The following is a 26,345-nucleotide window of genomic DNA, read 5'->3' as shown; positions in this document are numbered from 1 at the left end:
ATGAGACTTTATGTCTCACTATCGAGCCTGGAGAGTAGAAAGCGAATGGGTAGGCGTCAATAAAAAACGAGACCGATGGTCTCGTTTTATTCGTTGCGCAGTGCGCGTGCTGATCAAACCGAACGTTGCCGATGCCGCCCCACTGCCATGGCCAGCCGCTCGGCCCGCACCTGCACTCGCTCGCGCACCTGCGCGTCGTCCAGCCCTTGCAGGTCGGCGTCGACATTGAGCAGCACGGCATCGACACAGGCGACCAGCAACAGGACGGCAGCCTCGACGTCGCACCGTAGCGCGGGTTCGACCAGCGGCACGGCACGCTCGGCTATGCCCAGCGCCTCGATACAGGCATGGGCCGTGGCCAGCGGCACGGCACAGGCCTGTCGCGACAGTTTGGGCGCCCGCCTCTCGTCGCCCTTCAGAAAATCCGAGAAGACCGCCACATCGTCATCGGCAAAGGCACCAGGACGGCCGAGCAGCGCCCGCGCCTCGTCGAGCAACGCGCTGCAGCGGTCATCGTCGCGCTGCCCGGCCGTGACCCGCAGCGCCTTGACGATCAGCGCTACGGCGAGGTCCGCGGTCACCGCCGCGACCGCGCCGCAGCCGGGCAGCGCGCGCTCGGCCACGGCATTGCGAAACTGCGCGAGGGGCAGTTGCCAGAGCCCCTGCCCCACACCAGGTCGGTCGGCGTCGGTCATCCGGCGTTGGCGCCTTGCCAGTGCAGCAGCACATCGAGCATGCGGTTGGAGAAGCCCCACTCGTTGTCGTACCAGGCCATCACCTTGACCAGCTCACCCTGCACGCGGGTCTGGCTGAGGTCGGCGACGCAGGAGGCGGGATAGCCGTTGAAGTCGCAGGACACCAGCGCCTCGTCGTTGCACTCCATCACACCGGCCGGCAGCTTCTGCGCACCGTCGCGCAGGATCTGGTTGATCGCCTCGACGCTTGCCGGCGCGTTCTCGGCGATGAAGGTCAGGTCCACCAGCGAGACGTTCGGCGTCGGCACACGCACCGACAGCCCGTCCAGCCGCCCGGCCAGTTCCGGAAGCACCAGGCCGATGGCCTTGGCCGCACCGGTGGTGGACGGAATCATCGACAGCCCGGCGGCGCGGGCTCGATAGAGGTCCTTGTGGGCCTTGTCCAGCAGGTTCTGGTCGTTGGTGTAGGAGTGCACGGTGTTGAGCAGCCCCTGGCGGATGCCGACCGCCTCGTGCAGCACCTTGGCCAGTGGTGCCAGGCAATTGGTGGTGCACGAGGCGTTGGAGATCACCCGCTGGTCGGCCAGCAGCTGATGGTTCACTCCGTAGACCACGGTCAGGTCGCCGCCATCCAGCGGATGCGAGGCGAACACCCGGCCGGCACCGGCCTGCAGGTGCTGCTCGATGGCCGCGCGCTGCTTGAACTTGCCGGTGCACTCGAGCACCACATCGACGCCCAGCTCCTTCCACGGCAGTTGGGTGGCGTCGCGTTCGGCCAGCAGGCGGATGGACTGGCCGCGCACCACCATCGAGTCGCCCTCGAGCGTCACCGGCTCGGGAAAACGACCGAAGGTCGAGTCGAAACGGGTCAGGTGCACCAGCGTGTTGTGTTCGCTGAGGTCGTTGATGGCGACCACCTGCACCTGATTCTGCAGTCCGCGCTCGAACAGCGCGCGCACCACCGCGCGACCGATACGCCCATACCCATTGATGGCAATACGCAGCATGGCAAATCTCCTCGGAGGGGTTGAAAGTCAGTCGTTAGCTTAGGCGCAGTATCCACCCTTGCGTTCTCCATGAGCCGACCGGGATCAAGGGAAGTGGCGAACCCGTGTCCCGCTTGCCAGTCGTATGGCTGACAAGGCGGCGTTGCCGAGCCGCCGCGACCTCAGACGAATCAGGGGGTACGCTGCATGAGCGAGACAACGCGAACGCCGTGGTGGATGGGTGCGACCGTTTATCAGATCTACCCGCGATCCTTCGCTGACAGCAACGGCGACGGCATCGGCGACCTCCAGGGCGTACTGCGGCACCTCGACTACCTCAAGCAGCTGGGGGTCGATGCCCTGTGGCTGTCGCCGATCTTCCGCTCGCCGATGGCCGATGCCGGCTACGACATCAGCGACTACTGCGACATCGACCCGCTGTTCGGCTCGCTGGCCGACATCGACCGGCTGATCGCAGAGGCCCATGCCCGCGATATTCGCGTGCTGCTGGACTTCGTGCCCAATCACACCTCGGACGAGCATCCCTGGTTCGTCGAGTCGCGCAGCTCGCGAGACAACCCCAAGCGCGACTGGTACATCTGGCGGGACCAGCCGAACAACTGGCGCGCTGCGCTGGGTGCCGGCAGCGCCTGGACCTGGGACGAGCACACCCAGCAGTACTACCTGCACCTGTTCCTGGCCAAGCAGCCGGACCTGAACTGGCGCAACCCCGAAGTGGTCGCGGCAATGCACGACGTGCTGCGCTTCTGGCTCGATCGCGGCATCGATGGCTTTCGCATCGACGTCATTCACTGCACCGGCAAGGATCCGAGCTTCGCCGACGATCCGCGCTGCCAGGCCGGTCAGCCGCTGTCGGACTTCAACGACCAGCCCTACAGCCACGAGGTGCTGCGCGGCCTGCGCAAGCTGGTCGACAGCTATCCCTGTGATCGCATGCTGGTCGGCGAGGTGAACATCCGCTCCACCGAGCGCGTGCTGCAGTACTACGGCGCCGGCGATGAGCTGCACCTGGCCTTCAACTTCAATCCGCTCGATGCGCCCTGGGACCCGGTGCTGTTTCGCACCTGCATCCGTGAGGTCGAGCACTGGCTGCAGCCGGCCGGCGCCTGGCCGACCTGGGTGCTGTCCAACCACGACAATGTGCGCCAGCGCAGCCGCTACCAGGGCTCCGAGCGCGCCGCCCGCGCTGCCGCGGTGCTGTTGCTGACGCTGCGCGGCACACCGTTCATCTACCAGGGCGAGGAACTGGGCCTGGAAGACGCACACATCGCCGACGAGGCGCGCATCGACCCGGGCGGCCGCGACGGCTGTCGTGCTCCCATTCCCTGGCTGGCCGAACCGCCCCATGACTGGAATGGTGCCTCACCCTGGCTGCCCTTTCCGCCCGATGCCGACGAGCTGGCCGCGGAACGGCAGGTCGGCGCGGCGAACTCGATGTTCGCGCTCTACCAGCGCCTGCTAGCCGCGCGCAAGGCCAGCCCGGCGTTACGTCACGGCGACTTCGAGGAACTGCCCTCGCACCCCGAGGTGCTGGCCTACCGCCGGCAGCTGAGCGATGACCTGCGGCTGGTCTGCATCAATTTCGCCGAAGCGGCGCATGCCTGCCCGCAGAGTGGCGACTGGACGGTGGAAATCGCCAGTGATGGCATTGGCGAAGGCGAACCCTTCACTGGCACCCTGATGGCCGGGCAGGCATTGATCCTGCGTCCGGCGGAGAGCTGAGCATGCGCCCACTCTGGTATCGCAACGCGGTGATCTATCAGGTCGACCCGGCCCTGTTCCGCGACAGCAACGGCGACGGCTGTGGCGATCTGCGCGGCATCACCGAACGCCTGGACTACATTCGTGGGCTGGGCGCCACCGCGGTGTGGATCATGCCCTGCTACGCTTCGCCGTTCCGCGATGCCGGCTACGACGTCACCGACCACCTGCAAATCGCCCCCCGTTTCGGCGACTTGGCCGACATGGTCGCGCTGCTGGAAAAGGCCGAGGAGCTGGGCCTGCACGTGATCGTCGAACTGCTGGTGCAGCACACCTCCAGCGAGCACAAGTGGTTCCAGGAGGCGCGCCGCGACCGCAACTCGCCGTACCGCGACTATTACATCTGGGCCGACGAGCCGGACGACTCCATCGAGCCGATCTTTCCCACGGTGGAAGACAGCGTCTGGACCTGGGACGAGCAGGCCGGCCAGTACTATCGCCATCTGTTCTACAAGCATGAGCCGGACCTGGACCTGACCAACCCGCGGGTAATCCACGAGATCGAGCGGATCATGTCGTTCTGGCTACGCCTGGGCGTGTCGGGCTTTCGCATCGACGCCGCGGTGCACATGGTGCGCCAGGCCGGCGGTGGCGACCTGCGCCAGGGTTACTGGCTGCTGGAACACATGCGCGACTTCGTCACCATGCGCCGCCCGGAAACCGTGCTGCTCGGGGAGATCGACACCGACCCGGAGAAGTACATCGAGTACTTCGGTGACGAGGCCGACCGCGTCACCCTGCTGCTGGACTTCTGGGTCAACAACCACCTGTTCCTCGCCCTCGCCAGGCAGCAGGCCGAGCCGCTCTGTCGCGCGCTGAACAGCCAGCCGCTGCCACCCAGCCATTCGCAATACGCCCTGTGGATTCGCAACCACGATGAGCTGAGCCTGGATCGGCTGGAGGAGGATGAGCGCACCGAGGTCATGGACACCTTCGCCCCCGATCCGAAGATGCGCGCCTACAACCGCGGCATCCGCCGACGGCTCGCGCCCATGCTCGACGGCGATGAGCGCCGGATAGCGGCGACGCACGCCCTGCTCTTCTCCTTGCCCGGCACACCGATCATCCGCTACGGCGAGGAGATCGGCATGGGCGACGACATGGAGCGCCCCGAACGCGAGGCCGTGCGCACGCCGATGCAGTGGTCCAACGAGCCCAACGCCGGTTTTTCCTGCACCACCGGCGAGCTAGCTGCGCCCTTGATCGACGAAGGCCCGTTCACCTACGAGAAGATCAACGTGTTCGCCCAGACCCTGCGCAGCGACTCGCTGATGGCGCGCACCGGCAACATGGTCCGCACCCGCATCGGCCTGCGCGAGATCGGCATCGGTAAGCGCCAGACCGTCGAGGTCGACGATCCGGCGGTGTTCGCCATCCGCCACGACAACGGCTCCACCGTGCTCATGCTGGTCAATCTCGCCGACCGGGAAACCACGGTCGAGATCACCGACGACGATCTGCAGGACATGGTCGACGTGCTCGCCGACTGCGACTACGACCAGCCGGAAGGCACACCGCTGCAGGTTCACCTCGGGCCGTACGGCTACCGCTGGCTGCGGCGCAAGCAGCAACTGTTCGGATAGGAGCGACCCATGATTCTCGACGCAACGCAGTGGCGTGCCTGGCACGGCGATGACTTTCCCGAGGGCAGCTGGTACCGCGACGAGGAGCAGCTGTGCGCCATCGTCGGTGCGCCGCGGATCGACCTGATATCCCGCGAGCGCTACGCGAACTTCATCCTGCGTTTCGAATACGCGCTGCCGGTCGGCGGCAACTCCGGGGTGTTCTACCGCGTCGACGAGGCCGCCGAACTCGCCTGGCAAAGCGGGCCGGAAATGCAGCTGCTGGACGATGCCGTGCATCCCGACGGCGCCGAGCCGACCACACGCAACGGCGCCCTGTACGGCCTGCGGGCAACGCAGCAGGAAACGCCGATCGAACCGGGCAGTTTCATGGAAGGCGCGCTGGTGGTTCGCGACGCGGACGTCGAACACTGGCTGGACAACCGCATGGTGCTTTCTTATCGCCTGGATGACCCGGATCTGCGCATGCAGATTCGGACCAGCAAGTTCGCCGACAAGCCGTTGTATGCACAGGCCACCGCCGGCCACATCGTGCTGCAGCACCATGGCGAGGCCGTGCGCTTTCGCCGCCTGTCGATCGAACCGCTCAGCTGAACGTCGCCCTTGGATCGGCGCCGCGAATTGAGCGAGAATGCGCGGCTTTTCCAGGCTGCGAAACGCAGTGACGGCAGAAGCGCCACCGCGCCGAGCGTCAGGCAAGCCGCGGCCGCCCACGCTTGAGGTAGCGTTCGTGGAACAGCTGAAAGATAAGATTCGCAGTCATGGCATCGTGCTTTCCGACCGGGTTCTCAAGGTCGACGCGTTCCTCAATCACCAGATCGACCCGGTGCTGATGCAGGCCATCGGCCGAGAATTCGCTCGTCGCTTCCGCGATGACGGGATCACCAAGATCGTCACCATCGAGGCCTCGGGCATCGCACCGGCCGTGATGGCCGGCCTGGAGCTGGGCGTACCGGTGATCTTCGCCCGCAAGCATCAGTCGCTGACCCTGCATGACAACCTGCTCACCGCGACCGTCTATTCGTTCACCAAGCAGGTGGAAAGCACCATCGCTGTATCGACGCAGCACCTGTCTGCCAACGACCGCGTGCTGATCATCGATGACTTCCTGGCCAACGGCAAAGCCGCCAAGGGCCTGATCTCGATCATCAATCAGGCCGGGGCCAGCATCGCCGGCCTCGGTATCGTCATCGAGAAGTCCTTCCAGACCGGGCGCAAGGAGCTGGAAGAAGCCGGCTACCGCGTCGAGTCACTGGCCCGGGTCGCCTCGCTGGCCGATGGCGCCGTGCAGTTCATCGACTGAACGCGATCTGCGCATGCGCCGTTCATGAGGCGACCGGCGCGGCCTTCCCGCGCCACAGCGTAACCAGCGCACCCTGCGTGCCTGCCAGCGGATCGCTGACGGGCACGCCGACGCGGGCGATCCGCGCCTTCGAGTCGTCATGGCTGGCCGCCTCGGGGCGCTGCATGTCGTACTGCTGATCGACCGGATAGCCGGCTACCACCTGAAAATCCTCGCTGGCCTCCAGTGCGCAATGCCCGGTGCCGGCCGGCAGCACCAGCGCATCGCCGGCACGCAGTTCCACTTCCTCGCCATGCTCCCCACCGAGCATCAGCCGTGCCCAGCCGCAGGCCACGCCGAGTACTTCGTGGGCGGTGGAGTGGTAATGGTGGTAGTCGTAAACCGTCCCGCGCCAGGCCGACGGCCAGAGATGGCTGTCGAACAACCGCTCGAACGCCTCGGCCGGACTTGGCCCTGCCAAGGGCAGCTGACGATAGATCAGCACCGGGTGCGGGCTGTTGGGCGTGCGCCCGTCACTGGTGAGCTGCAACTGTTCGGGATGCGGCGCGGTACTGGGCATGCAGGCCTCCGTCTCGGGTCGATGAATCGGCCAGGCGGCCGTGTCAGTTTCGACTCGGGGCAGCCGCGCTTTGCTCCCGCCAGAAACGACAAAGCCGCCCGGAGGCGGCTTTGCTGGTGACGCCTGGCGCTCGATCAGAGGCCGGACATGTGCTGGATGGCGGCCTTCAGCTCGTCATCGGAGCAGTCGCCACAGGTGCCCTTCGGCGGCATGGCGTTGATACCGCTGATGGCATTCTTCAGCAAGCCGTCCAGGCCACCCGATGCATCGGCACGGGCCGTCCAGGCTGCACTGTCACCGGTCTTCGGCGCGTTCAGCAGACCGGAGCCATGGCAGGCGGTGCAGAACTTGCCGTACACGTCGGAACCGCTACGAGCGGCACCACCGGCGGCTGCGGCAGCGCCGGCACCAGCGGCTGCGCACTCTTCACCTTGAATACATACTTCGCCCACCGGCTTGAGGCGCTCGGCGATTGCTTCGTCGGTCGCAGCCTGAGCGCTCATTGCCCACAGGGCCAATACGGCAGTCTGTGCTACCAGGATCTTCTTAATCAGGTTCACCTTACACCCTCATTGTGGCTAGACACGCTCGCGGCCACGGTATCGCGAGCGGCGGTCAGTATAACGGCAAGCCATGCCGGCCGAAACAATACGAAAGGCCCGGCGTTTCTCCGCGACGCTTTGTCGCATCGCAACTTTCGGATGAACCTAGGCCGGTAGTGGTTAAAAGTTGGCCGGTGTCGTCGCGCTGATCAACCGCGCCGGCGCATCGAACGGATTGCGAAAACGATGCGGCTTGGCGCTCTCGAAATAGTAGCTATCGCCGCTCTCCAGCACATAGACCTGACCATTCACGGTCAATTCGAGACGCCCTTCGACCAGCATGCCGGCCTCCTCGCCCTGATGCGAGAGCATGTCCATTCCGGTGTCGGAGCCGGGCGGATAGGTCTCGTCGAGAAAGGCGATGGCACGTCCCGGGTGCGCCTTGCCCACCAGCTTCATGCTCACCGCCCCGTCCGAGATATCGATCAGCTCGCCAGCCTTGTAGACCACCTGGGTATCGCTGTCCTGATCGAAGTCGGGCGAGAAAAACTCCACCAGCGACATCGGGATGCCGCCCAGTACCTTTTTCAGCGAGCTGATCGACGGGCTGACGCTGTTCTTCTCGATCATGGAAATGGTGCTGTTGGTCACGCCTGCGCGCTTGGCGAGTTCACGCTGGGACAGGCCCTTGAGCTTACGGATGGTTTGCAGTCGAACGCCGACGTCCAATACGGGAGCCCCCTTTCAAGAGCGAAGCGATGAGGGGGCTTATGATGGCAACGGCGTTCAAAATTTACAACACTGCTTCCGGCCGAGCCGGCGCCCGGTTCACGTGGCCCTCCCAGGCCTCAGAGTACCGGGCCGGCGAGATCTGGCATGGCCGCTACAACGGTGATCTCGACCCGTACATCCGATGAATACATCAGTGCCTGAACGGTCGTCCGTGCCGGTGCCGTTCCAGGCGCGACCCATGCATCCCACACCTCGTTCATGCCGGCATAGTCGCCAGCGATGTCCTTCAAATGGATGGTCGCCGACAGCAGGCGGGCCTTGCTGGTGCCCGCCTCGTCCAGCAGACGCTCGATGCTGGCAAGCGTTTCGCGGGTCTGCTGGCGGATGTCACCGGCCAGATCATCGGCCAGTTGCCCGGACAAATAGACCGCGCCGTTATGGATCACCGCCTCGCTGTAGCGCGTCTCAGTGTGCAGCCGCCGGATGGGCATGTTTGTGATTCTCCTTGTGCTTGCCGTAACGGAAGATATCCAGCCCCTCGGTGCTGATCTGCGGGCGCTTGGAGGCGAGTAGATCGGCGAGCACCCGGCCGGAGCCGCAGGCCATGGTCCAGCCCAGCGTGCCGTGACCGGTGTTGAGGAACAGGTTGCGATAGGGTGTCGCACCGATGATCGGCGTACCGTCGGGCGTGGCCGGTCGCAGGCCGGTCCAGAATAGCGCTTCGCTCGGGTCGCCGCCCAGCGGGAACAGATCGCCCACCACCATTTCCAGAGTCTCGCGGCGGCGCGGGTTGAGCGACAGATCGTGTCCGGCGATCTCCGCCATGCCGCCGACGCGGATACGCTGATCGAAGCGGGTGATGGCAACCTTGTAGGTCTCGTCGAGCACGGTGGACTGCGGCGCCATGGCCGGATCGCTGATCGGCACGGTCAGCGAATAGCCCTTGAGCGGGTAGACCGGCGCGCGGATGCCCAGCGGCTTGAGCATCTGCGGGCTGTAGCTGCCCAGCGCCAGCACGTAGCGATCGGCGACTTCCAGCTTGCCGTCGATCCACACCCCGGCGATCCGGTCGCCGGCATGCTCCAGACGCTGGATGTTCTGCTCGAAACGGAACTCGACGCCCAACTCTCGAGCCATCTCCGCCAGGCGGGTGGTGAAGAGCTGGCAGTCGCCGGTCTGGTCGTTGGGCAGGCGCAGGGCGCCGCTGAGCTTGTCCGCTACCTTGGCCAGGGCCGGTTCGACCCGGGCGATACCGGCGCGATCGAGCAGCTCGTAGGGCACGCCGGAGCGCTCTAGCACGGCAATGTCCTTGGACGCGGCATCCAGCTGGGCCTGGGTGCGGAACAGCTGCGTGGTGCCGAGCTGCCGCCCTTCATAGGCGATACCGGTTTCGGCGCGCAGCTCGTCGAGGCAGTCACGGCTGTATTCGGACAGCCGCACCATGCGCTCCTTGTTCACCGCATAACGTGCAGCGGTGCAGTTGCGCAGCATCTGCGTCATCCACAGATACTGGTCGACGTCACCGGTGAGCTTGATGGCCAGCGGTGCATGGCGCTGCAGCAGCCACTTCATCGCCTTCAGCGGTACACCCGGCGCAGCCCAGGGAGAGGCATAACCCGGCGAAACCTGGCCGGCGTTGGCGGAACTGGTTTCCATCGCCACGGCCGGTTGCCGATCAACCACCACCACCTCGAAACCGGCCCGCGCCAGATAGTAGGCGCTGGCGGTGCCGACGACTCCGCTACCCAGTACCAGTACACGCATTGCAGCCTCCCCGCCCGTTGGAACGGGCTTTTCCGGATTCACTATTGATTCGGAGTATAGGAAGGACTGAGCAGTGTTATTCACTATATAAAAAGCTATCTTTGGCCATTATTCACGCCAGCGAAGCTTTATTTGGAGGGTTTATCCCTTGAGAACGCGCCACCAGAGCCGCCGCGAACTGGACAAGATCGACCGCCATATACTGCGCATCCTGCAGGCCGAAGGACGCCTGCCGTTCACCGAGCTGGGCGAGCGCGTCGGCCTGTCCACCACGCCCTGCACCGAGCGCGTCCGGCGCCTGGAGCGCGAGGGCATCATCATGGGCTATTCGGCGCGGCTGAACCCGCAGTATCTGAAGGCGGGGCTACTGGTATTCGTCGAGATCAGCCTGGCGTACAAGTCCGGCGACATCTTCGAGGAGTTCCGTCGCGCCGTGCTCAAGCTGCCGCACGTGCTCGAATGCCACCTGGTTTCCGGAGACTTCGATTACCTGGTCAAGGCACGGATTTCGGAGATGGCGTCCTACCGCAAGCTGCTCGGCGACATCCTGCTGAAGCTGCCTCACGTACGCGAATCGAAGAGCTATATCGTGATGGAGGAGATCAAGGAGTCCCTTGACCTGCCGGTCCCGGACTAGAGCCGCTGACAACACATTTCATAATGCCGCGACGGACCTTGTACGCCGCCGTCGGTCCGAGCCGCCTTTGCTCCGGGATACCGCTCCGGTCTACCCTAGAAAAATGCAGACTCTTCATGACACTTCAGTGAACCACCGTGCATCCGCTTCGAACACCAGCGACCATGCACCCTCCTACTATGCCGCGAGCGTCAACCGCGAGCTGACCCTTGAGCCGCTGCAGGGCGAACAGCGGGCCGACGTGTGCATCGTCGGTGGTGGCTTTTCCGGCCTCAATACCGCCATCGAACTGGCCGAACGCGGGCTCAGCGTCATCCTCCTGGAAGCGCACCGCATCGGCTGGGGTGCCAGTGGCCGCAACGGCGGCCAGCTGATCCGCGGCGTCGGCCATGATGTCGAGCAGTTCAGCAAGACTATCGGCGAAGAGGGTGTCGACGAACTCAAGCGCATGGGCTTCGAGGCGGTGGATATCGTTCGCCAGCGCATCGAGCGCTACGCCATCGATTGCGATCTGACCTGGGGCTACTGCGACCTGGCAACCAAGCCGCGTCACCTCAAGGGCTTCGACGAAGACTATTCCGACCTGCTACGCCTGGGCTATCCGCATCAGTTGCAGCGCGTTTCGCGGCCGAACCTGGCCACCGTGGTCGGCTCGCAGCGCTATCTCGGCGGGCTGCTGGACATGGGTTCCGGGCACCTGCACCCGCTCAATCTGGCGCTTGGCGAAGCGGCCGCGGCGCAGTCGCTGGGCGTGCGGCTGTTCGAACAGTCGGCAGTCGAACGCATCGAGTACGGCCCGCAGATCAAGGTGCATACCGCGCAGGGCGTGGTGCACGCGGACAATCTGGTGCTCGCCTGCAACGCCTACCTCAACGGCCTGCAGCCGAAGCTCGCCGGCAAGGTGCTGCCGGCCGGTAGCTACATCATTGCCACCGAACGCCTGCCCGAACCGTTGCGCCGTGAGTTGCTGCCGCAGAACACGGCCGTCTGCGATCAGCGCGTGGCGCTCGACTACTTCCGCCTCTCCGCCGATGGCCGGCTGCTGTTCGGCGGCGCCTGCCACTACTCCGGCCGCGATCCGAAAGACATCGCCGCCTATATGCAGCCGAAGATGCTCGAAGTGTTCCCGCAGCTGATCGGCATCGGCATCGACTACCAGTGGGGCGGCATGATCGGCATCGGCGCCAATCGCCTGCCACAGATCGGTCGCCTGCCGGAGCAGCCCAACGTGTTCTATGCCCAGGCCTATTCCGGGCACGGGCTGAACGCCACTCACCTGGCCGGTCGGCTGCTGGCCGAGGCCATCGCCACCCAGGAAAGCCAGGGCTTCGACCTATTCGCCAAGGTGCCGCATCCGACCTTCCCTGGTGGCCGGGCGTTGCGTTCGCCTTTGCTGGCGCTCGGCATGCTCTGGTACAGGCTGAAGGACCGCTTCTGAATTTTCCGACGAAGCGCAGCGTCCAAGCATGAATGAATGGATGCAGATCCGGAGTCACCTTGCGCGCCTATCTGACGCTGTTGCTGCTTGTGCTGCTGGCCGGTTGTGCCAGCCATCCTGCGCCATCCGAGTCCTATGCGGTCGCCGCCGACGCCTCACCGCTCGGCCGTAGGATCCAGCAGCTCGCCGCCGACCATCCTGACGGCCACTCGGGCTTTCGCCTGCTTCCCGAGAGCACCGAGGCGTTCACCGCCCGCAGCGAGATGATCCGCGCGGCCCAGCTCAGCCTGGACGTGCAGTACTACATCGTCCATGACGGCCTGACCACGCGGGCGCTGATCGACGAACTGCTGCAGGCTGCCGATCGCGGCGTGCGCGTGCGCTTGCTGCTGGACGACACCACCAGCGACGGACATGACTACCGGATCGCGACGCTCGCGGCGCACCCCAACATCCAGGTCCGCGTGTTCAATCCGCTGCATATCGGCCGCAGCAACGCCGTCACCCGCACCCTGGGACGGCTGCTGCACCTGTCTCTGCAGCACAGGCGCATGCACAACAAGCTGATGCTGGTCGACAGCAGCCTGGCGATCGTCGGCGGACGCAACCTTGGCGACGAGTACTTCGAGGCGGACCAGGCGATGAATTTCACCGACATCGACCTGCTCGGTGCCGGCCCGGTGGCCGAACAGCTGGCGCGGAGCTTCGATGAATACTGGAACAACCAGCTCAGCGTGCCCATCCAGCGCTTTCTCTGGTCGCAGCCCAAGGCCAGCCGCCTGGACAAGGCGCGGCAGGAGCTGCGTGACTACCTGCAACAGGCACGACAGGACAACAGCAAGCAGTACCAGCGGCTGATGCAGTACAAGCAGCGTCCGCAACTGCAACAGTGGCTGGAGGAACTGATCTGGGCGCCCGGCGAAGCCATGTGGGACGCGCCGGAAAAACTGCTGACCGAGGGCGTGCCTGCTGCCTCCTTGCTGCTGACCGCCCAGCTGGCTCCCTCCATGCAGGCGGTCAGCCACGAGCTGACGCTGGTCTCCGCCTATTTCGTGCCGACCGACAGCGGCGTCGACTACCTGGCCGACCGGGCCGATGCCGGCGTCGTCGTTCGCGTCCTGACCAATTCGCTGGAAGCCACCGACGTTCCGGCGGTGCATGGCGGCTACGCGCCCTACCGCGAGCGGATGCTGGAGCTCGGGGTCCGCCTGTTCGAACTGCGCCGGCAGCCGGAGCAGGAACCGTCTTACAGCTTTCTCGGCGAATCGGAGTCGAGCCTGCACAGCAAGGCGGCGGTGTTCGATCAGGAAAAAGTCTTCATCGGCTCGCTCAATCTCGACCCACGCTCGATCCTGTGGAACAGCGAAGTCGGCATTCTGGTGGAAAGCCCCGAGCTGGCCCGCGAGGTGCATCGCCTGACGCTGGAAGGCATGTCGCCGGCGGTGAGCTACGAGGTTCGCCTGGAGGAGCGCGGTGGACAGCGGCAGCTGGTCTGGATCGCGGAGGACGGGGGCCGACTGCGCGTCATCGAAAAAGAGCCGGGCGGCCTGTGGCGACGTTTCAACGCGTGGTTCTCCAACGTGATCGGCCTGGAGAAAATGCTCTAGGTTCGCCGCTCGCCGCTCGCCGCTCGCCGCTGCGCGATAGCGACACAAATGACTACAAAGCGCTACAAATCATTCTTTGGGGTGATACCACTTGGCCAGCGCTCCGTTAGGCTCAATTCGCGGCTGCCAGCACGCAACGCTTCTATAAAAATAAGAAAGGAGCACAACAATGGAACGTTTCACCCGCCTCTGGCTATTGCTGATACTTGCGATGCTGCCCGGTTTCACCGAGGCGGCGCCAAGCGAACCTGCCACTGCCCTGCAGAACATGCAGATCCATGCCAACCGCGCCACCAGCAGCCTGCTGCTCTACCGTGGCGAAGGCTTCCAGAAAGCCCATCTGTTACGCCTGGAGGACGACATCCGGGCGCTGAATGCGGCCATGCTCGAAGTGCCCAACCCCACCAGCGCGCTGAGCGAAGGTCATCAGGAGCTGCTCGCGCGTTTGCGTGAGGGAGCGGGCTTCGGCTACGAGGAAGACGATATGCCCTGGGGCTGGCCACTGCAGATGAGCAAGGCCCTGCGCGATTTTCTCACCGCGGTTCGCGCGCAACAGGGCGCCGATGCTCGAGCGGAATTGCCGGCCAAGGTCGAGTACCTCGCGGTGCAGTACCTCAGCCGTGCCTACATAGGCTCCTTCGAGATTGCCCGCGAGCAGCCGGATACCTACCTGGGTCAGGATGAACGCCAGCTGGTGCCGGCCATCGATACACAGCTGGCCGAGCTGGACGGCAAGCGTGATCCGACGCTGGCGAAGCTCAAAACGCGCTGGGATTTTCTCAAGGTGGCACTGGAGGACATGAACAGCGCCAGCAACAACTTCAGCACCGCCTCGGGCCGCCCCTTCGCGCCGATCATGGTCGACCGCCACGCGCGCAGCCTCAGCGACCAGTGGATGGCCGCACGGCCCTGACGCGCTTCAGCTACGCGCGGTCGACTCGCGCAGACGCACCGGGCCGACGCGCGCCTCGATGGCGAGGCGCAGCGGCTCGCGCAAACCGAGCATGAAACCGAGTTCCGCCGCAACGAACAGCGGGCCGATGATCAGGCCGGTCAGGTCATCGACGAAGGCCGGCTTGCGCCCCTCGAAATAGTGCCCGACGAACTGAATGATCCAGCCGAGCACGAACATCCCCACGCCCGCGCTCAGCCAGAGCGGCGTGCCGGCGCTCGCCAGGCGTGCGCCCAGCCACAGGCAGACCAGCAGCACGGCGCTCATAAGCAGGCCATAGCGCCAGTCAAGACGAAGATAGAAGACCGCAGCGGCAAGCGATACCAATGCTGCCGGACTGAGCCAAAGGCCGCCCCACTCGATGGCGGGAAGCGAAAGAAGCACGGCCACGGCGAGAACGATCAGCGGGATGCCGATGAAGTGGCTGAGCAGATTGCGCGGGTCACGGTGGTAGGCGGCGTATTGCGCCAGGTGATCGGTCAGGCTTTTCATGGTGCTGTCCCAGACAACGGCGGTTCGCCAAGCTTAGTCGCTGCCTGCGGAGCCGTCCCGCCCAGGCGCACGGCTATAGCGCCAAGCTGCAGGACCGAAAGGCTATTCCTCGGGCCGATAACCCAGGCGCAACCCGCCCCAGTGGCGCCCGCCGACCATGATCGGCACCGACAGATCATGCATCAGCTCACCGGTATCACGACTGTAGGTCTGCAGCAGCACGCGGCGCTGGTGGCTACCGCAGCGTCCACCGGTGCGATCGTTGAACAGGCGCTTGCTGCGACTCTTCACCCGGTCGATCTCAGGATTGCCCACCGGCGGCTGGCTGAACGCCCGATTATGGGTCGGCACATAACCTTCCGGAGTCGTGGCGATGGCGTAGACCAGTGACTGATGCTGCCCTAGCAACGGCTCCTGAATGGCCGGCAAGACCTCATCAGCATAACGGTCGAAGCGCGTCTGGTACTTCACCGGATCGGTATTGGGCAACGCGCGGTAGTTGCGATCGAAGAGGTCTTCGAGGTTGATCCGCCCGGCCTGGACGTCGGCCTCGAAGCGCGCGGCGATGGCCGCTGCGCCTTCGCGGGCCAGGTCATAGATCGCCTGGTGGTAATCGTCCAGCTGCACCTCGGCCAACTGCTCGCTGGCGCTCTCGGCCTGGGCGACCAACCGTTCGGCGGCCTGCTCGAGCTGGCGGGTCTGCTTCTCGCTGTCCAGCGCATCGGCGCGCAGCTGGTCGAGGGCGACGAACTGCCCGGTAAGCCGCTGATGGTTGTCGGCGGTACCGGTGGTGATCTGCTCCACCTGGCTTTCGACGCTACCGGCCAGTTCGGCGATGCCGCTGAGCTGTTCGCCGGTAGCGGCGATCTGTTCGGCCGCAACGTCAAGCTCGCTGCCCTGCCGCTGGATGTAACTGACCACCGCTTCGCTCTGCTCACGGATGTCGGTCACCATGCGTCCGACTTCCTCGGTGGCGCTGGATGTGCGCGCCGCCAGGCTGCGAACCTCGTCGGCGACCACGGCGAAGCCACGACCTGCCTCGCCGGCGCGGGCGGCCTCGATGGCGGCATTGAGCGCAAGCAGATTGGTCTGACTGGCAATGGACTGAATCACATCGGTGATCCGACGGATCTCTTCGGTGCGCGCGGACAGGCCATCGATCAGCTCACGGCTGGCATGGGTCTGCGCGCTGAGCTGCTGCATGCGCTCGATGGCGCGCTGCAGCTCGGTCTGACCTGCATCACTGCGCTGGCGTACCGCCTGCGCCGCGTCCAGCGTATGACGCGCGCGCTCGGCGCTGTCCTGCTCAGTGGCGGCGATGGCTTGGGCACCATTGGCGATCTCACTCACCGCCTGTAACTGCGACTGAAGCCGGCTGGCCAGTTGTTCGGCGCTATAGGCCACCTGTGCGGCGGACAGCGCGTTGTGGCAGGTATTGCGCGACAGGTTCTTGCTCAACTTGGTGAAGCTCTGGGAAGCATCCCCCTCGGCCGACGTACCATCCTGCGCAGCCCGCCCGAGTAGGAACCACGGCAGGAGCGCCGCGAGCAAGAGCAGGACCGCCGTGACCAGCACGGGCGGCGCCAGCCAGTGATGCGCGAACAGCAGTCCGATGATCAGCGCGGCGTGCAACACGATGGCCTGGGGATGGCGTTTGGCAGGGCTCATAGCGGCCTCTTGTTCTTGTCGGGGCGATCCGACGTTGTACCCATACGCTCCGCTAAAGAACAGTAGTGCCTTAGTAGCAACGTGCCGTTATCGGAGGCTCACTTCCGATTTAACGGCCGCTTCGCGCCAAACTGAAGGCACCACGCCTGCCACCGGTCAGCATCGCCGGTCTCGGATCACCCCGGCCGATCGGCCGCCGCGAGAGGCAGCGCCAGCTGCACGCGTCGGCGCAACCAAGGGCTCGGCCGGTAGCGCGCCTCGCCGCCATAGCAGAGCTGCATCGCCTCGAGAATGGCGAGGACGCGCGCCGCACCGTAGTGCTCGGCAAACCCCAGCGGCCCTTTTGGGTAGCCAAGCGCGAGAGTGATTGCCCGGTCCAGCGTATGCGGATCGGCGATGCCCTTCTGGGCGATCTCACAGCCCAGGTTGACGATGCTGGCCACGACGCGCTGGCTGACGAACCCCGGCGAATCGTTGATCACCTCCACCGGCACGCCGTCGCCGCCCAGCGCCTGCCGCGCCTGGGCTTCCAGTGCGGGGTCGAGCGCGGGCGTACGCATCAGCACGCGTCGCCGTTCGCGATCGCAGAACAGGTCGTAGGCGATGCAACGCTCCGCCGGCAAATCCAGACGCGCGATCATCGCGCTGGCGTCCTCACCCAACGGCGTGATCAGGCAGATCGCCTGTTCCGACGGCGTCTCGCCCGACTCCAACTGTGCACCCGCCAGGCCCAGCAAGGCCGCCAGCCAGCCGCGCAGCTCGGCGTCCTGGCTGTCCAGCCAGAACGGGCGGTCGACCGGGGCTGGCTCGACGGCCGGCTCCGGCGTCCGCATCTGCTGACCATTGTCGTAGCGGTAATAGCCCTGACCGGTCTTGCGCCCGAGCAGGCCGGCGGCGACCCGCTGCGCTGCCTGGTAGGACGGCGTATAGCGCGGGTCCTGATAGAACTGCTGATACACCGACTCCATCACGGCATGGGAAATATCCAGGCCGGTGAGATCGAACAGCTCGAACGGCCCCATGCGAAAGCCCGGGCCGTCGCGCAGGATGCGGTCGATCTGCTCGGCATCAGCGATACCCTCGGCGAGGATGCGCTGCGCCTCGGTGCTGTAGGCGCGACCGGCATGGTTGACCAGAAAGCCGGGCGTATCCGGCGTGATCGCGGCGAAATGCCCAGCCTCTTCGGCCAGCTTGACCAGCCGCTCGATCACCTGCGGATCGCTGCGCTCGCCGCGTACCACCTCCACCAGCTTCATCAACGGCACCGGGTTGAAGAAATGAAAACCCGCTACCCGCTGCGGGCGGCGGCAGGCCGCGGCGATCCGCGTGACCGACAGCGACGAGGTATTGGTCGCCAGCACCGCGTCCTCGGCGACCAGCGCCTCCAGCTCGACGAACAGCGCCTGCTTGGCCTCGAGGTTCTCGACGATGGCCTCGATCAGCAGGTCGCAACCGGCCAGTTCCTGCAGCGTCGCCGCCGGCCGCATCCGCGCCAGGGTTGCGTCGAGCGCCTCGGTGCTCAGGCGGCCCTTGGCCAGGCTGCGCTCCAGCAGCTCGCGATTGAAACGCAGCGCCTCGGCGACCGACTCGCCACGCGCATCGTAGAGCCACACCTGCTTGCCCGCGCTGGCAAACAGCTGAGCGATGCCCCGCCCCATGGCGCCGGCACCGATGATTCCGATACGTTCGAACATCCCAAACCCTCCTCACACACCGCATATTCCGCAGTGCGGAATGACATTCCGTCAGATTGACCAGCAGGCTAAAGGCTGCCACTCTGCGGCGCAACTTCCTACCGATACGCCCTTATGTCCGAGCATTCACGCCAGCAGGTCGAAGCCTCCATAACCGGCTTCTTTCAGGATCTCGGCTGCCGCCTGACCGAGTACGGCCCCGAGCGGGTGGTGATCGAACTGCTGCTGCAGCCACGCCACCTGAACAACGCCAGCAACCTGCACGGCGGCGTCAGCGCAACCCTGCTCGACGTGGCGATGGGCCTGTGCGGCACCTGGACCGAGCAGGCGGACCAGCGCCGCGTGGCGACCACTCTGTCGATGAACGTCAATTTCAGCGCACCGGCGCCAGCCGGCAGCCGCATCCGCGCGGTGGCACGCTGCCGGTCCTCCGGGCACAAGGTATTCATGGCCAGCTGCGACCTGCTGGACGAGGAAGATCGCCTGCTGGCCTTCGGTGAAGGCGCCTACCAGCGCGGCAAGCTGCGCAGCGAGCTGCCCTGACCGATGCTGGCCCTGCTGCCCCTAGCGCTCGCCTGCGAACTGTTCGCGCTGGTCTCTCGCCTGCAATGGCCGAGCGTGATCAGCGGCGCCCTGCTGATGCTGTTCTTCGTCTGGCATTGGCGCTCGCTGATGCCCTACCCGCGCCGGTTGGGGCTGGTCACGCTCGCTCTGCTCGCTTACTGGTTGCTGCTCGACACGCCCAGCTGGGAGCAGGCGCAGCGGATGCTGGCCGCCGCCGCCTATTACGGCGCATTCATCGGCGCGCTGGGGCTCGCGCACTGCGCGGTCAAGCGTCTGCCGCAACTGGGCGAACTGCACCGCTTGCTGCTGCGCCAACCGCGCCGACGCCTCTATCCGAGCTATCTGCTGAGCACCTTCGCGATAAGTTCGGTGCTGAGCTTCGGCATGCTCAATCTGGTCTGCGGCTCGCTGGAACGTCATCTGGACGGCCGCGGCTACAGTCCGGCACAGCGGCGCGAGGGCGCCCGCGGGGTGATGGTCACGGCATTGCGCGGCTTCGCCCTGGTGCCCTTGCTGGCACCCACCAGCGTTGCCGTGGCGATTCTCACCCGCGAGCTGCCAGGGCTCAGCTGGAGCGCACTGCTGCCGTTCGGGCTGCTCTGTGCGGCAATCCTGCTGGTGGTCGGCTGGACGATGGACAATCACCGGTTGCAGCAACTGCAAGCGGACGGCGAACTGCCGCCCGCTCCGGCCGGAGAGCTGCGCGGGCTGCTGTACGGCAGCCTCTTGGGCATCGCGCTGATCGCTCTACTGGCCAGCCTGACCTGGCTGTCGGCGACCCAGGCAGCCATGCTGCTGGTGCCGCTCGCCGTGGTCGGCCTGTTGTTCCGTCAGGGCGGCTCACCAAGCGACATCTATGGCGAGGTACGCGACACCCTCGCCGGAATGCGTAACGAGACCTTCATCTTCGCCTGCTCCGCCTTGCTGGGCGGGCTGACCGCCATCCTGATTCCGGTCGAGCGCCTGGCCGGCCATTTCAGCAGCACGCCGCTAGCGCTGTTCGGCCTCGGCGCCATCGGCATGCTCGCCATCATCGCGCTGGCGCTGCTGGGTGTCGCCCCGATCATCTCGCTGAGCCTGTGCGCCGCACTGCTGGCCCAGCTGGCGGGCCACGGCGTCGCGGTGATGCAGCCGGCGGTGGCGCTGCTGGTGGGCTTTTCCCTGGCGATGCTGTTGTCGCCCTATGGGCCGTCGGCGCTGATGCTGGCGCGCCACGCGGGGATCTCTCCGTGGCGCATCGCCTTCGGCTGGAACGGCCGCTTCGTCCTGCTGGTGCTCGGTCCGCTGCTGCTGGTGCCGCTGCTGGCGTAGCGACGCTCACATCCAGCCATATTCGGCCATCGACAGCGGCTCGCCGTCACCGACGATGAAATGATCGAGCACCCGCACGTCGATCAGCGCCAGGGCGTCTTTCAGCCGCTGGGTCAGCTGACGATCGGCCTGACTCGGCTCGGCCACACCGGACGGGTGATTGTGGGTGAGGATCACCGCCGCTGCATTCTGCGCCAGGGCGCGCTTGACCACCTGCCGCGGGTAGACGCTGGCACCATCGATGGTGCCGTGGAACAGCACCTCGAAGGCCAGGACCCGGTGCTTGGCGTCGAGAAACAGGCAGCCGAACAGCTCGTGCGGTTCGTGGCGCAGGCGCGCCTTGAGGTAATCGCGTACCGCCTGCGGCGATTCCAGCGCCGAATCGCGGCGCAGCCGTTCGGCCAGGTGCCGGCGCCCCATCTCCAGCACGGCCTGCAACTGGGCGAACTTGGCCGGCCCAAGCCCCAGGTGTGCGCTGAACTGATCGAGATCCGCCTCCAGCAACGCGCGCAGGCTGCCGAACTCGGCGAGCAGGTAGCGCGCCAGGTCCACCGCGCTCTTTCCGGCGACGCCGGTGCGCAGGAATATCGCCAGCAATTCGGCATCGGAAAGCGCCGCAGCGCCCTGTTCGAGAAGCTTCTCCCGCGGCCGCTCCGCCGCCGGCCAGTCACGTATGCTCATGTCATCTCCCTGTCGAGCAGGCCCACTATTCCGTTGTGGGCGCTGTGCTATCTTAGCCCGTCATTTTTCCGGGGTACCGGGCGACTTCTGACCTGGTTCTCACTCCGGACATCCCTACCAGATAACAAGGCAGGCCTATGCAGCGGCTGTATCGTAAACGCATCGTCCTGGGCGTCGGCGGCGGCATCGCCGCCTACAAGAGCGCCGAACTGGTCCGTCGCCTGCGCGACCATGGCGCCGAAGTCCGGGTGGTGATGACCCAGGGCGGGCGCGAGTTCATCACCCCCCTCACGCTGCAGGCGCTCTCCGGCCATCCCGTCCACCTGGACCTGCTCGACCCGGCGGCCGAAGCCGCCATGGGCCATATCGAACTGGCCCGCTGGGCCGACCTGGCGCTGATCGCGCCGGCCACTGCAGACCTTATGGCGCGTCTGGCCCAGGGCGTCGCCGATGACCTGCTGACCACCCTGGTGCTGGCCACCAACGCGCCGGTCGCCTTGGCACCGGCCATGAACCAGGCCATGTGGGCCGACCCGGCTACCCAGGCCAATCGCGAGCTGCTGCTGGCACGTGGCATTCGCCTGTTCGGACCCGGCTCCGGCAGCCAGGCCTGCGGCGACATCGGCATGGGGCGCATGCTCGAAGCCGAGGAGCTGGCGCGCGCCGCCGCCGACTGCTTCGAGACCGGCATGCTGACCGGCAGGCACCTGCTGATCACCGCCGGCCCCACCCAGGAAAACATCGACCCGGTGCGCTACATCACCAACCACAGCTCGGGAAAGATGGGTTTCGCCCTCGCCGAGGCCGCTGCCGAAGCCGGCGCGCGGGTCACCCTGGTGACCGGCCCGGTGTTCCTGCCCACTCCCGATCGCGTGCAGCGCATCGACGTCGTCAGTGCCCGTGACATGCTCGCGGCCTGCGAAGCGGCGATGCCCTGCGACATCCTCATCGCCGCAGCAGCCGTCGCCGATTACCGTCCGGAAGTGGTGGCCCCCCATAAACTGAAGAAAGACCCCAGCACTGGCGATGGCCTGCTGCTGCAGATGGTGCGCAACCCGGACATCCTCGCCACGCTAGCCAGCCGCACGGACCGTCCGTTCTGCGTCGGTTTCGCCGCAGAAACCGAGAATCTGCTGGCGTACGCCACGCGCAAGCTGCGCGACAAGAACCTCGACCTGATCGTCGCCAACGACGTGGCCAACCCCAGCATCGGCTTCAACAGCGAAGACAACGCCGTCAGCGTGATCGACCGCCAGCAACACGAAACCCGCTTCGGCCAGGCCAGCAAGGGACATATCGCCCGCGCGCTGGTGGCCTTTATCGCCGACCGCTACAAAGAGTCCTGACATGCACGCACTTCAAGCCAAGATTCTCGACCCTCGCCTCGGCCAGGACTTCCCCCTTCCCGAATATGCGACACCGGGCTCCGCCGGTCTCGATCTACGCGCCATGCTGCAGCAGGACGCCGTGCTTGAGCCGGGCCAGACGCTGCTGATTCCCACTGGCCTGGCCATCCACATCGGCGACCCGGGACTCGCGGCCCTGATCCTGCCGCGCTCGGGGCTGGGCCATAAGCACGGCATCGTGCTCGGCAACCTGGTCGGGCTGATCGACTCCGACTACCAGGGCGAGCTGATGGTGTCGTGCTGGAACCGTGGCCAGAGCGCCTTCACCATCGCTGTCGGCGAGCGCATTGCGCAGCTGATGCTGGTACCGGTGGTCCAGGCTCGCTTCGAACTGGTCGACAGCTTCGACAGCAGCGACCGCGGCGCTGGCGGCTTCGGACACTCCGGCAGCCACTGAGTCGCTGCGCACCGCTTACCTTTCAGGATGATTCGAGGAGCTTCATGGCACTCTTCAAGCGCACCGCCAAGGATTCAGGCGTTCTGAACCCGGCCGAGACCCGCAGCAAGCGCGGCGGTTTCACCCTCAAGCCATTACTGGGTGGCCTCGCAGCCAGCCTGATCGGGCTGGGTGCGGCTGCCGCGCTGATCTGGTTCGGCCTGCAGGCCGCCCAGCAGCAGCAACAGACCCAGCTCGCCGACGCCTGGAGCCAGAGCCAGGCCAGCGCATTGCAGCAGGCGCTGCGCCAGCTGCGTGCCGATGCCCAGAAAACGGTGGAACAGCAACGCCTGGTGGACGTCGTCCGTGCTGACACCGAGCTCAGACGCGAAGCCGAACGGCGCCTGCGGGAATTGCCCGGCGTGGTCGACGCGCATCTCAATCCACGCGGCAGGGTAGTGCCGGACACCAGCCGCCCGGGCCCGCTGAACTTCGCTGCGCTCGATCTACTGCAGCGGGTCGAAGCAGGCCAGTCGGCCGCTCCTGAAGCCTACAAGGTCGACAACCGCTGGCTGCTCTACAGTGCGATTGCGCTGCGCGCCGAGGGTGAGCAGGCGATTCGCGGCACGTTGCTGCTGGTCAGCGACCTCCAGCATCTGCTCGCGACACTCCCGGTGCTGCCCGACGACGCGGGCCAGCTGCGGCTGACCCAGCAGTTCTCCGGCGCACCCGAACAGCTGCTGCTGCAGCGCGGCACCGCGGCGGACAGTGCTTCGGCACTGACCCTCGCCAGTGGCAACGCCAACTGGAAGCTGACCTACCTGCCCGGCGCTATCGATCAGCCGACCCTCATGCCGCTGCTCCTGCTTGCAGCCGCCCTGGCGGCGCTGGCCGGCATGCTGATCGGCCTGCAACTGGTACTCGGCAGCCAGCAGCGCAAGCTGCGCCAGGACGTGTTGCAGATCAGCCGGCTGCTACAGGAACTCTCCACCGGCAAGACCATCCAATTACCGGCCTTGAGCCTGCCGGTACTCGACGCACTGGCAAGGAACATGGTCCGACTGCCCATCCGCCCCGCCGGATCGGCCCCGACTCAGGCACCTGCCGCGGCCCCCGCCGTTCGGCCCGCCAAACCTACCGAGTACGTCGCTCCGCCCTTGCCGGAGACCGATATTCTCGACATCGATATTCTCGACGAGGACCAGGACATCTTCGGCCTCGACACCAAGGAGCGAGAAACCGCAATGAGCAGCGCCAAAGCCCCGAATTTGCCCGCCAGTATCTTCCGCGCCTACGACATCCGTGGTGTCGTCGGCGAAAGCCTGACCACCGAAACCGCCTACTGGATCGGCCGCGCCATCGGGTCCGAGAGCCTCGCCAAGGGTGAGCCCAACGTCTCGGTTGGCCGCGACGGTCGCCTGTCCGGCCCGGAGCTGGTCCAGCACTTGATCCAGGGCCTGCTCGACAGCGGCTGCGACGTCAGCGACATCGGTATGGTGCCGACCCCGGTGCTCTACTACGCGGCCAACATTCTCGCCGGCAAATCTGGGGTGATGCTCACCGGCAGTCACAACCCGCCGGACTACAACGGCTTCAAGATCGTCATCGCCGGCGACACCCTGGCCAACGAGCAGATTCAGGTACTGCGCAAACGGATCGAGAGCAACGACCTGTCCAGCGGTGTCGGCAAGGTCGAACAGGTCGATGTACTGGAGCGCTATTTCCAGCAGATCCGCGGCGACATCGCCATGGCCCGGCCGATGAAGGTGGTGGTCGACTGTGGCAACGGGGTTGCCGGCGTCATTGCGCCCCAGCTCATCGAGGCGCTGGGCTGCAAGGTGATCCCGCTGTACTGCGAGGTAGACGGCAACTTCCCCAATCACCATCCAGATCCGGGCAAGCCGGAAAACCTGGTCGACCTGATCGCCAAGGTGAAATCCGAGAAGGCCGACCTGGGCCTGGCCTTCGACGGCGACGGCGACCGCGTTGGCGTGGTGACCAACGCCGGCACCATGATCTATCCGGACCGCCTGCTGATGCTGTTCGCCAAGGATGTGGTCTCGCGCAACCCCGGAGCCGACATCATCTTCGACGTCAAATGCACCCGCCGCCTGACCCCGCTGATCAGCGGCTACGGTGGCCGCCCGGTGATGTGGAAGACCGGCCATTCGCTGATCAAGAAGAAGATGAAGGAATCCGGCGCATTGCTGGCCGGCGAGATGAGCGGCCACATCTTCTTCAAGGAACGCTGGTTCGGCTTCGACGACGGCATCTACAGTGCTGCACGCCTGCTGGAAATCCTCAGCCAGGACAAGCGCGACGCCGAACAGGTGTTCGCCGCGTTCCCCGGCGATATCTCGACGCCGGAGATCAACATCACGGTGACAGAGGAAAGCAAATTCACCATCATGGACGCCCTGCAACGTGACGCTCAGTGGGGCGAAGCCAACCTGATCACCCTCGACGGTGTGCGGGTCGACTATCCCAAGGGCTGGGGCCTGATCCGCGCCTCCAACACCACCCCGGTGCTGGTACTGCGCTTCGAGGCCGACAGCGAAGAAGAGCTCAGCCGCATCCAGGACGTCTTCCGCGGCCAGCTGCTCAGCGTTGCACCCGACCTCAAACTGCCGTTCTGATTTTGCGGAGTCCTGCATGACCCTCAGCCGTGAAGCTGCCACCCAATTCGCCAAGGTCCTGTCCGAAGCGCTGCCCTACATCCGCCGATTCGTCGGCAAGACGCTGGTCATCAAGTACGGCGGCAACGCGATGGAGAGCGAGGAGCTGAAGACCGGCTTCGCCCGCGACATCGTGCTGATGAAGGCGGTGGGCATCAACCCGGTGGTGGTGCACGGCGGCGGCCCGCAGATCGGCGATCTGCTCAAGCGCCTGAACATCGAAAGCCACTTCATCGACGGCATGCGGGTCACCGACAGCCAGACCATGGATGTGGTGGAGATGGTCCTCGGCGGCCAGGTCAACAAGAGCATTGTCAGCCTGATCAACCAGCATGGCGGCAGCGCCATCGGCCTGACCGGCAAGGATGCCGGCCTGATCCGCGCCAGGAAGCTCAAGGCGACCCGTCAGACGCCGGAGATGACCAAGCCGGAAATCATCGACATCGGCCATGTCGGCGAGGTTACCGGCGTCAACGCCGAGCTGCTGGAAATGCTGGTGCAGGGCAACTTCATCCCGGTCATCGCGCCGATCGGCGTAGGCGAGAACGGCGAGTCGTACAACATCAACGCCGACCTGGTTGCCGGCAAGGTGGCCGAGGCGCTGAAGGCCGAGAAGCTGATGCTGCTGACCAACATCGCCGGCCTGATGGACAAGCAGGGCAACGTGCTGACCGGCCTGTCCACCGCCCAGGTCGACGCACTGATCGCCGATGGCACCATCTACGGCGGCATGCTGCCGAAGATCCGCTGTGCACTGGAGGCGGTGCAGGGGGGCGTCAACAGCGCCCATATCATCGACGGTCGCGTGCCCAACGCGGTGTTGCTGGAGATCTTCACCGATGTCGGCGTCGGCACACTGATCACCAACAGTCAGGGTTGAAGCAGACGCAAAAGAAAA

General features: G+C 65.5%; 25 protein-coding genes. 14 read left to right on the top strand and 11 right to left on the bottom strand.

Annotation, left to right across the window (positions count from 1 at the left end; translation table 11 throughout):
• Positions 1-113: 113 nt before the first annotated feature.
• The gene (locus HZR81_RS14895; RefSeq protein WP_500128585.1) at positions 114-695 is read right to left on the bottom strand and encodes a cyclodeaminase/cyclohydrolase family protein; all 582 of its coding nucleotides are present in this window, start codon (positions 693-695) and stop codon (positions 114-116) included.
• Entirely contained in the window at positions 692-1,702 is a 1,011-nt protein-coding gene (gene gap, locus HZR81_RS14890) for a type I glyceraldehyde-3-phosphate dehydrogenase (protein WP_011911725.1), read from the bottom strand. Before gap ends, HZR81_RS14895 begins: the two co-directional genes overlap by 4 nt.
• A 186-nt stretch (positions 1,703-1,888) precedes the next feature.
• On the opposite strand from gap, the gene HZR81_RS14885 reads away from it, so the two are divergent.
• From HZR81_RS14885 to HZR81_RS14870, 4 genes are all read left to right on the top strand, one after another.
• Positions 1,889-3,424 carry an alpha-amylase family glycosyl hydrolase gene (locus tag HZR81_RS14885; RefSeq protein ID WP_500128584.1) on the top strand — a complete coding sequence of 512 codons (1,536 nt, stop codon included), beginning with the start codon at positions 1,889-1,891 and terminating at the stop codon, positions 3,422-3,424.
• A gap of 2 nt (positions 3,425-3,426) precedes the next feature.
• Positions 3,427-5,046 (top strand): alpha-amylase family protein, encoded by a 1,620-nt coding sequence (locus HZR81_RS14880; protein ID WP_500128583.1) that lies wholly within the window; start codon positions 3,427-3,429, stop codon positions 5,044-5,046.
• Positions 5,047-5,055: 9 nt separating this feature from the next.
• Positions 5,056-5,640, top strand: a complete 585-nt coding sequence (locus HZR81_RS14875; RefSeq protein WP_500128582.1) for a 3-keto-disaccharide hydrolase — start codon at positions 5,056-5,058, stop codon at positions 5,638-5,640.
• Positions 5,641-5,776: 136 nt separating this feature from the next.
• Positions 5,777-6,349, top strand: a complete 573-nt coding sequence (locus HZR81_RS14870) for a xanthine phosphoribosyltransferase (RefSeq protein ID WP_013981607.1) — start codon at positions 5,777-5,779, stop codon at positions 6,347-6,349.
• A gap of 22 nt (positions 6,350-6,371) precedes the next feature.
• Here the strand turns inward: HZR81_RS14870 and HZR81_RS14865 are convergent, their stop codons facing one another.
• The 5 genes from HZR81_RS14865 to dadA form a co-directional block, all read right to left on the bottom strand.
• Positions 6,372-6,908: a DNA-binding protein gene (locus HZR81_RS14865; protein WP_500128581.1), complete on the bottom strand. Its 537-nt coding sequence runs from the start codon at positions 6,906-6,908 to the stop codon at positions 6,372-6,374.
• A 134-nt stretch (positions 6,909-7,042) separates the two neighbouring features.
• Positions 7,043-7,468, bottom strand: coding sequence for a c-type cytochrome (locus HZR81_RS14860; protein WP_090521942.1), 426 nt, complete (start codon positions 7,466-7,468; stop codon positions 7,043-7,045).
• Positions 7,469-7,630: 162 nt separating this feature from the next.
• Positions 7,631-8,179, bottom strand: a complete 549-nt coding sequence (locus HZR81_RS14855) for a cupin domain-containing protein (RefSeq protein WP_020306743.1) — start codon at positions 8,177-8,179, stop codon at positions 7,631-7,633.
• 119 nt (positions 8,180-8,298) lie between these two features.
• Positions 8,299-8,673 carry a RidA family protein gene (locus HZR81_RS14850; RefSeq protein ID WP_500128580.1) on the bottom strand — a complete coding sequence of 125 codons (375 nt, stop codon included), beginning with the start codon at positions 8,671-8,673 and terminating at the stop codon, positions 8,299-8,301.
• Positions 8,648-9,946, bottom strand: a complete 1,299-nt coding sequence (gene dadA, locus HZR81_RS14845) for a D-amino acid dehydrogenase (protein ID WP_500128579.1) — start codon at positions 9,944-9,946, stop codon at positions 8,648-8,650. Before dadA ends, HZR81_RS14850 begins: the two co-directional genes overlap by 26 nt.
• 148 nt (positions 9,947-10,094) lie before the next feature.
• Here dadA and HZR81_RS14840 point away from each other — a divergent pair, with 148 nt between their 5' ends.
• The 4 genes from HZR81_RS14840 (at position 10,095) to HZR81_RS14825 (ending at position 14,541) form a co-directional block, all read left to right on the top strand.
• Entirely contained in the window at positions 10,095-10,583 is a 489-nt protein-coding gene (locus HZR81_RS14840) for an Lrp/AsnC ligand binding domain-containing protein (RefSeq protein ID WP_053526900.1), read from the top strand.
• A gap of 103 nt (positions 10,584-10,686) precedes the next feature.
• The gene (locus HZR81_RS14835; RefSeq protein WP_500128578.1) at positions 10,687-12,021 is read left to right on the top strand and encodes an NAD(P)/FAD-dependent oxidoreductase; all 1,335 of its coding nucleotides are present in this window, start codon (positions 10,687-10,689) and stop codon (positions 12,019-12,021) included.
• Between the two features lie 59 nt (positions 12,022-12,080).
• Positions 12,081-13,628, top strand: coding sequence for a phospholipase D family protein (locus HZR81_RS14830; protein WP_500128577.1), 1,548 nt, complete (start codon positions 12,081-12,083; stop codon positions 13,626-13,628).
• Between the two features lie 169 nt (positions 13,629-13,797).
• Entirely contained in the window at positions 13,798-14,541 is a 744-nt protein-coding gene (locus HZR81_RS14825) for a hypothetical protein (protein ID WP_500128576.1), read from the top strand.
• Positions 14,542-14,547: 6 nt separating this feature from the next.
• Here the strand turns inward: HZR81_RS14825 and HZR81_RS14820 are convergent, their stop codons facing one another.
• The 3 genes from HZR81_RS14820 to HZR81_RS14810 form a co-directional block, all read right to left on the bottom strand.
• Positions 14,548-15,072, bottom strand: a complete 525-nt coding sequence (locus HZR81_RS14820; RefSeq protein ID WP_500128575.1) for an Mpo1 family 2-hydroxy fatty acid dioxygenase — start codon at positions 15,070-15,072, stop codon at positions 14,548-14,550.
• Positions 15,073-15,174: 102 nt separating this feature from the next.
• The gene (locus HZR81_RS14815) at positions 15,175-16,740 is read right to left on the bottom strand and encodes a methyl-accepting chemotaxis protein (protein ID WP_500128574.1); all 1,566 of its coding nucleotides are present in this window, start codon (positions 16,738-16,740) and stop codon (positions 15,175-15,177) included.
• A gap of 176 nt (positions 16,741-16,916) precedes the next feature.
• The gene (locus tag HZR81_RS14810; RefSeq protein WP_500128573.1) at positions 16,917-18,434 is read right to left on the bottom strand and encodes a 3-hydroxyacyl-CoA dehydrogenase; all 1,518 of its coding nucleotides are present in this window, start codon (positions 18,432-18,434) and stop codon (positions 16,917-16,919) included.
• Between the two features lie 114 nt (positions 18,435-18,548).
• On the opposite strand from HZR81_RS14810, the gene HZR81_RS14805 reads away from it, so the two are divergent.
• A complete protein-coding gene (locus tag HZR81_RS14805) occupies positions 18,549-18,977 on the top strand; it encodes a PaaI family thioesterase (protein ID WP_500128572.1) in 429 nt (142 codons plus the stop codon).
• A 3-nt stretch (positions 18,978-18,980) separates the two neighbouring features.
• Positions 18,981-20,309 carry a hypothetical protein gene (locus tag HZR81_RS14800; RefSeq protein WP_500128571.1) on the top strand — a complete coding sequence of 443 codons (1,329 nt, stop codon included), beginning with the start codon at positions 18,981-18,983 and terminating at the stop codon, positions 20,307-20,309.
• A gap of 6 nt (positions 20,310-20,315) precedes the next feature.
• On the opposite strand, the gene radC is transcribed toward HZR81_RS14800, so the two are convergent.
• Positions 20,316-20,990 carry a RadC family protein gene (gene radC, locus HZR81_RS14795; protein ID WP_500128570.1) on the bottom strand — a complete coding sequence of 225 codons (675 nt, stop codon included), beginning with the start codon at positions 20,988-20,990 and terminating at the stop codon, positions 20,316-20,318.
• A 137-nt stretch (positions 20,991-21,127) separates the two neighbouring features.
• Here radC and coaBC point away from each other — a divergent pair, with 137 nt between their 5' ends.
• The 4 genes from coaBC to argB are packed head-to-tail and all read left to right on the top strand — an operon-like array spanning position 21,128 to position 26,327.
• Complete coding sequence (gene coaBC, locus HZR81_RS14790; RefSeq protein ID WP_500128569.1) at positions 21,128-22,336, top strand: bifunctional phosphopantothenoylcysteine decarboxylase/phosphopantothenate--cysteine ligase CoaBC; 1,209 nt, start codon at positions 21,128-21,130, stop codon at positions 22,334-22,336.
• 1 nt (position 22,337) lies between these two features.
• On the top strand, positions 22,338-22,793 hold the full coding sequence (dut, locus tag HZR81_RS14785) for a dUTP diphosphatase (protein ID WP_200600511.1): 456 nt from the start codon (positions 22,338-22,340) through the stop codon (positions 22,791-22,793).
• 44 nt (positions 22,794-22,837) lie between these two features.
• A complete protein-coding gene (locus HZR81_RS14780) occupies positions 22,838-25,408 on the top strand; it encodes a phosphomannomutase/phosphoglucomutase (protein WP_500128568.1) in 2,571 nt (856 codons plus the stop codon).
• A gap of 16 nt (positions 25,409-25,424) precedes the next feature.
• Positions 25,425-26,327, top strand: coding sequence for an acetylglutamate kinase (argB, locus tag HZR81_RS14775; protein WP_437198689.1), 903 nt, complete (start codon positions 25,425-25,427; stop codon positions 26,325-26,327).
• The last annotated feature ends 18 nt before the right edge of the window (positions 26,328-26,345 follow it).

Origin of the sequence: Pseudomonas sp. LM13 (assembly GCF_041381355.1) — a bacterium.
GTDB lineage: Bacteria > Pseudomonadota > Gammaproteobacteria > Pseudomonadales > Pseudomonadaceae > Stutzerimonas > Stutzerimonas frequens.
Note: the sequence above shows the minus strand (reverse complement) of the source record. Positions and strands in the feature narration are given on the sequence as shown.